At 74.5% G+C, this 6,572-nt stretch carries 4 protein-coding genes and 1 pseudogene; 1 reads left to right on the top strand and 4 read right to left on the bottom strand.

All coding sequences use genetic code 11. The features are described from left to right. The 4 genes from LE181_RS31155 to LE181_RS31140 all read right to left on the bottom strand — a co-directional run. Positions 1–297: SDR family NAD(P)-dependent oxidoreductase (locus tag LE181_RS31155; RefSeq protein ID WP_225664906.1), on the bottom strand; the 297-nt coding region annotated here is incomplete at its 3' end. 77 nt (positions 298–374) lie between these two features. Beyond that, positions 375–1,823: a hypothetical protein gene (locus LE181_RS31150; protein ID WP_225664904.1), complete on the bottom strand. Its 1,449-nt coding sequence runs from the start codon at positions 1,821–1,823 to the stop codon at positions 375–377. Continuing rightward, entirely contained in the window at positions 1,820–3,325 is a 1,506-nt protein-coding gene (gene pelF / locus LE181_RS31145; protein ID WP_225664902.1) for a GT4 family glycosyltransferase PelF, read from the bottom strand. The genes LE181_RS31150 and pelF overlap by 4 nt, the downstream gene beginning before the upstream one ends. Before the next feature lie 67 nt (positions 3,326–3,392). Further along, a complete protein-coding gene (locus LE181_RS31140; protein ID WP_225664900.1) occupies positions 3,393–5,561 on the bottom strand; it encodes a hypothetical protein in 2,169 nt (722 codons plus the stop codon). Positions 5,562–6,332: 771 nt separating this feature from the next. Between LE181_RS31140 and LE181_RS31135 the strand changes: the two are divergent. After that, a pseudogene (locus LE181_RS31135) lies at positions 6,333–6,572 on the top strand (ABC transporter substrate-binding protein); the annotation flags it as partial.

Genomic DNA, 6,572 nt, shown 5'->3' with positions numbered 1-6,572 from the left:
GTAGCTGTGCGGGGCCCGGTAGGAGTACGGGATCGCGATGAGCGCGGCGAGGTGGTAGACGGTCTCGGCGCCGGCCACCAGGCCCTGGACCGAGCCGGGGTCGCGGACGTCGCCGAGGACCACCTCGACCTGGTCCATGACCTCCGCGGGCAGGTCCTCCAGCCAGCCGAAGGACGAGAAGGAGTTGTACTGCACCATCGCGCGGACGCGGTGGCCGTCGGCGACGAGCGCCTCCACGAGGTGGGAACCGATGAAGCCTTCGGCGCCGGTGACGGCGACGAGTGAGGGTACGGGCATGCGGGTCTCCTCTTCGGAACGAGCGCGGGGAGGTTCTGGGGACGGGAGAGCGGGAGGTGCGGCGGTGCCCGGACGGGTCAGCGGTGCGTGGTGATCCGGCCGAGCAGAGCGGTGGCGGCGGCCAGCAGAGCGGCCGCCGCGCCGGTACAGGCCACCAGTTGGGCGGTGGCCGGGGACGCGAGGTGGAGGACGAGGGCGCAGGTCTCCGCGCCGGCGGCGCCCAGGCAGAGCAGCGCCGGGAGCCAGGCCGTGCCGTACGCCTGGAGCAGCAGCCCGGACCAGAGCACGGTCCCGAGCGCCAGGAGGGCGGCCAGGCGTGCGGGGGTGGGCGGGGGGCCGTCGGGCCACAGGGCGCCCACGGCCAGCACGAGGACGGTCAGTGCCGCGAGGTATCCGGTGGCGCAGAGGGCCAGGACGCGGGCCGCCCTCAGCAGCAGCCCGGTGGTGGTCGTGGCGGCGGAGAGCGCGCCCAGGGCCATGCCGCGGCAGCGGTGGAGCAGCCATTCCGCGACGCCCATGCTGAGGGTGAGTGCCAGGACGGCCGGCGCGCCCGGGCCGCCCGGGTGGTGGGCGAGGACGTCGCCGAGTGCGGCGACGGTGGTCAGGACGCCGCAGCCCAGGCCGAACAGGCCGTAGGGCAGGGAGGCGAGGAGCGGTGTCCCCGGCCCGTCGACGCCCTCGGCCTCGCGCCGGGTGCGGGCGAGCTCGTACCCGGCGGCGAAGAGCGCGCCCCCGGCGGAGGCGAGCAGCAGGGCGAGGCCCAGGGTGTCGGGCGGCCGCGTGACGAGGGCCACCGCTCCCCCGGTGGCGGTCGGCAGCAGGGCGAGCAGCAGGAGGCGTTCCCTGCCGAGGACCAGCAGGACGGTGGCGGCCGCCAGGTAGAGCACCTGCCCGGCCGCGAAGGCGAGCGCCCCGGCCGGCGCGCCCACGGCCGCGGCGGCGCCGGTGGCGAGCAGGGCGCCGAGCGGGGCGCCCGTGCTCAGGCAGCGGCCCGCCGCCGCGCGCCCGCCGGCCGCCAGCCGGAGGTACGCGCGGTGGGCGAGCGCCTGGTTCCACGCCCACGCCATCAGGGCGGAGGCCACCAGCGCCCCGGTGCCCGCGGGCAGCCCGAAGCGGTCCCGGCCGCCGTCGAGCAGGGGCGAGCCGAGGGCGTAGCCGAAGCCGGGCAGGGTGAACACCACGGAACGCAGGAGGAACGGCCACGGTGCGACCCGCCAGGGGTCGGGGCGGGGGGCGGGTTCGGGGTGGCTGCGCGGCACCCGGGCGTAGAGCTCGGCCGCCAGCTCGAAGGCGTCGGTGCGCCCGTAGCGTTCGGCGATCTGTTCGCCCGTCAGGCCGTCGGCCTCCAGGACGGCGGCGATCTCGTCGGGGTGGACCGCGGCCGCGCAGACCGTGCCCAGTTCCTCGGCGAGCTCGTCGAGGGGGTCGGCGGCCCACCGTGGCCGGGAGCGCGTGTGTGCGGGGGCGACCGCGAGGTCGTGGGCCGGTTCGGGTTCGTCGGGGACGAGCCGCAGCAGTCCGCTCACCGGACGCCTCCTGCGGCCAGGGCCATGACGGGGACGGTCTCCGGCACGGCGAAGGGCCGCGTCAGGCCGGACAGGTCGTGGTAGATGTCGCGGAAGGCGCTGATGGTCTGCCGGAGGGTGAACTGCTCGATGACGCGCAGCCGGGCGGCCTGCCCCATCTCGGCCCGCAGCTCCGGCTCCCTCAGCAGCCGCAGTGCCGCCCGGGCCATGCTCTGCGGGTCGCGGGGCGGGACGACCAGTCCGCTGTCGCCCACCGCCTCGCGGACGCCGCCCACGTCGGTGGAGACGGTGGCCCGCCCGCAGGACATGGCCTCGATGAGGGTGAAGGGGAAGCCCTCGCTGATGCTGGAGAGCATCACGACGTTGCCGGCCGCGTAGGCGTCGCGGATGTCCTCGACGCGGCCCTCGAAGACGACGGCGTCGGCCACGCCCAGTCCGGCGGCGAGTTCCTCACAGGCGGTGCGGTAGCCCTCGCCGCCGCGCGGGGTGCCGCCGAACAGGCGCAGCCGGGCGTCGGGTATCTCGGCCCGGACGAGCGCGAAGGCACGGATGAGGGTCTCCAGGCCCTTGATGGGGTCGACCCGTCCCGCCCAGCTCAGCGTCGGGACCTCCGGTTCCGGCCCGGCGGGCGGGAACGCGGCGGGGTCGACGCCGTTGTAGACGGTGCGGATGCGGCCGGGCGGGGTGCCTCCGTGCTCCTCCCAGCGGCGGTTGTAGCGGTTTCCGGGGGTGACGAGCGCCGCGCACCGGTAGCTCTCCTCGGCGAGCTTCCTGAAGAGCCCGAGCATCAGGGCCTTGACCGGCCAGCGGTAGGGCTCACTGCGGAAGCCGAGGTACCGCTCGCGCAGGTAGATGCCGTGCTCGGTGAGGAGGAAGGGTGTGCCGTGGCGGTGGTGGGCGACGAGTGCGGGCAGGGTGGCCAGGCCGCCGCTCACCGCGTGGGTGATCCCCTCGGCGGGCGGCTGCGCGGCGAGCGGGCGCAGGGCGTGTTCCAGCAGGTCGGTGGCGGCCAGCGCGTCGTGGAGCGTGGGGCGCGCGGCGGCGGTGGCCAGCCGGGGGCGGTTCCAGAGGCGGGCGAGCAGGCGGGCCGCCTGCTCGCTGCGCAGGGCGGCGAAGAGCGTGCCGCGCTCGGCGTGGTCGGCGAGGCGGTGGAAGCTGCGGGCGAAGTGCTGTTCCTGCGGGGGGTCGAGGAGGGCCAGCAGGAACTGCTCGTAGCAGGTGAGGAAGCGTTTCATCTCCCGGCCGCGCGGTGCGCGGCCGGCCGGGGGCGTCCCCCACAGGGGAACGGTCTGGACGGCCCGGACGTGGGAGGGCAGCGGCCAGGCGAGCGCTTCGCGGCCGGTGCCGGTGACGGCGATGACGCGGAAGTCGACGTCCGGCATGCCCTGGACGAGCTGGTCGCACCAGACGCTGACCCCGCCGTGGCTGTGCGGGTAGGTCCCCTCGGTGAGCAGGGTCACCGAGGGAGCGGCGGACGCCGTTTCGGCTGACGGTCCGTGCATGGAAGTCGGTTCTCTCCAGAAGGCGGCGCGGCGACGGGACGGTGCTGCACGAAGCTGCCGGCCTGCCTCAGCGCCGGGCCCTGTCGCCGGGCCCGTAGGGCACCCGGGTGGTGACGCCCCGGGGCACCGGGAGGGCGGCCGCGGGTGCCTGCACCCGGGCGGCCTGCCCGGAGAGGACGCGGGCCGCGGAGGTGGAGTCGGCCAGGGCGAAGGCGAGGGAGCCCTCGCCCGTGGCGGGGGTGGCCCAGCCGGAGCGGAGCCCGGCGTAGGCGGTGCCGAAGGGGATGCGGCCGGTGCCCTGCACCTGGACGGTGCCGGTGGGCAGCGTCGCGCTGACGTCGACGCCGGCGGGCGCGGTGACGCTGACGTCCGCTCCGATGCGGTGGGCGCTCACCTTGCCCTCGCGGACGGCGGCGGCCCAGGCGGCGCGCTTGCGCAGCTCCGTCCCGATGTCCCGCATCCGGAGGTTGACGGGCGGGGTGCTGTCGGCGAAGAGGGCGCGGTAGTCGGCGAGGATCTTCTCCAGCGCCTGGTAGCCGATGCGCTCCTCGGCGAGGTTGGACTGGTGGATGAAGTGCGGGCGCGGGTCGTTGGCGAGCACGTGGCCCAGGGCGATCCGGCTCTCCAGCGGCACGATGTAGTCGGTGTAGCCGGTGGAGGCCGGCAGGGGTGCCGGGAGGCAGGTGGTGGTGGCCGAGCCCTCGCACACGCCGCTGCCGCCGTCGGCCTTGCGGGTGTAGAGCCAGTTGTACTCGTCGACCTGCTCGGTGGCCTTGCCGGCGTTGTAGAAGACGTTCATGGGGTAGCGGGGCACCGTCAGGGAGGGGCCCACCTGGCGCTGTTCGCGCTCCCGCGAGTTGTCGCTGGCGAGCCAGGCGACCTGGGTCTGGGTGAGGGCGGGCGCGAGCTCGGGGTTGTCCTCGGGCTGCTGCGGCGCGGTCCTCAGGCCGGAGTGCTCACCGGTGACCAGTTCGTCCTTGTCGACGGCCAGGCCCTGCCGGGCCGCCCAGCCCCGGTTGTCGTCGATCTGGGCGGTGATGGTGGCGCGGCTGGTCCAGCGGGTGCGGCCCAGCAGGTCGGTGGCGCACTTCCACGGCACGACGGAGGTGTTCTGCACGCAGCCGAGGAAGGGGTGGTTGTAGGTGTGGTCGATCCAGCGGTAGGCGCTCTGGTCGGCCACCAGCTGCCGGGCGAGCGGGTCGGTGCCCGCGTGGGCCTCCTTGTAGCCCTCGCTGCCGCCGCCGTTGAAGGCCAGGTCCAGGGTGAGGCCGTGGTCGCGGGACCACTGCCTGGCGTATTGCGCGTCGGCGGCGGTCATCCGGATCGGGTCGTTCTCCGGGTGGGTGCCCGGCGGGCAGTCGACGTCGCCGGGGGTGCAGTTGAGCTGGGAGTCCCACCGGTCGTCGGAGCCGAAGACGTCGTCGACGTGGACGGCGAAGTAGTTGCGGGAGGCGCCCAGGTGGACGCCCTGGGTCAGCCACTCCACGATGCCGCGCGAGAGCAGCCGGAACTGGCTCTGGTACTGGTTGTAGACGAAGGTGACGACGAGTTCGCTGCGGCCGTCGTGGGTGTACTGGCCGACCAGTGAGCCGCGCCGGGACCCGTCGGGGACGGGGGCGTCGAGGTAGCTGGTGTAGGACGCTCCGTCCGGCTGCCGGTCGAGCGGCGCGCCGAGGTAGCCGTAGCTTTCGTTCACGCCGCTGTCGTTGTCCTCGAAAGGAACGTTTTTTCTGAGGTAGGCGAACGGTCCGGCGGCCCCCTCGGCGGTGACCTGCGCGGTCCGGCCGTCCAGGGAGCCGGCGTGGACGGTGGTCAGGCCGACCGCCGGGCGGGCGTAGGTGTAGGCGTCCACCTGCCGGATGCCGAACCGTTTCTCGTAGGCGGCGACGGCCGCCATCTCCGCCGATCCGTCGCCGAACGGGTTGTCGTTGGGTAACACCACGCCCTGGTACTTGGCGCGGGGTCTGCCGTCCACGGTGTCGCTCAGGAAGGCGTCGTCGATGCGCGGCCGCCCCCGCTCGCCCAGGTCGACCCTGGTGTACGGGGTGCCGGCGGTGTCGAGTTCGGTACGGATCGCCCCGACGGCCGGGCCGCCGTCGTCGACGACGAGAACGCGCAGGTCGACGCGCGGTACGGCCGCCACGGCCGCTGCTGTCTGCGCGCCGGCGGCGGGCAGGCCCACCGCCAGCAGGACGGCCGCGGCCAGGCCCGCGACCGGACGGGATGAACGCCCCATGTGTTTCTCCCCCCAAGGAACGGACGCCGCGCGTTGCGGTGCGCGGCATCCGTGTGCATGACGTGTGCGCGGAACGCCGGCCGGGCGTCCGGAGCACATCGAACAGGTCCCCACCTCAACGGCTCCGTTCGCGGCCGGGCTCCCCCTACCGGCCGGCCGTTCCTCCCCTGCCGCGGACCGGGCGCCGATGCCCCGTTCCGGGCCGCGCGGCCGGAGCCCGGCCGCACCACAGTGACGCGGGCTCCGGGCACGGACGTGCTCCGGCACCGGGAGGCTCGACTGCCTCCCGACCGCTCAGCCACATAGTGCGTCATGCCCGAACCCCCACGCACGGCGCACCGGCCAGTAGCCCCGGGGGCCCGGAGGAATGCTGGCCGAAAGTTGCCACCGCTCCGGACGGCCTCCCCACCTGGACGATCCGACCAGACGGTGGATCACATCCGATGTGACCTGTGTCATCTTCCGTATACAACATCCCGTCAGTCGCACGCGGGGGCGGACGGCACAGGCGGCCCCCGCGTTCCTGATCGTCGGGAGATCGGCTGGATGACGGCTGTCCGATATGCCGGTTGCACCAGGCATTCGTCCCATGCGCGGGTCACGTTCCCCCCACGACCCGACGTTCCGGAAGACCCGCGTCCGCGCCGCGCCGGGAGCCGCCGGATACGGAATCACCCTTCCGGGTCCGGGGTGTCGCGAGTCAACCAGGCTTTTCCGAGGGGACGTTGTTCCTCGACGCCATGGGACGGGCGGTAGACGGAGGGGAACAGGGTGGCTGTGCACCGGACGGAAGGACTGTGCATCGGGGCGGTCGTGCCGCGGACGGGACGACTGGCCCGGCTGGGGGATCCCCTGGCCTTCGTACTGGAGCGGCTGGCACCCCGGCTGACGCACCTCGCGCACGGCTCGCGCCGCCTGCCCCTCCGGCTGGCCTGGCGCGACAGCCGGTCCGACGCCGACGGGGCGCGCCGGGCGGTCGCCGAACTGGTCCGGGACGAAGGGGTGCAGGCG

This window comes from Streptomyces sichuanensis (assembly GCF_020328095.1).
GTDB classification, from domain to species: Bacteria; Actinomycetota; Actinomycetes; order Streptomycetales; family Streptomycetaceae; genus Streptomyces; species Streptomyces cinnamoneus.
Note: the sequence above shows the minus strand (reverse complement) of the source record. Positions and strands in the feature narration are given on the sequence as shown.

Bases quoted from the DNA above. Each gene is read 5' to 3' on its own strand.
- LE181_RS31140 (WP_225664900.1), bottom strand. From the start codon at position 5,561: ATGGGGCGTTCATCCCGTCCGGTCGCGGGCCTGGCCGCGGCCGTCCTG.
- pelF (WP_225664902.1), bottom strand. From the start codon at position 3,325: ATGCACGGACCGTCAGCCGAAACGGCGTCCGCCGCTCCCTCGGTGACC.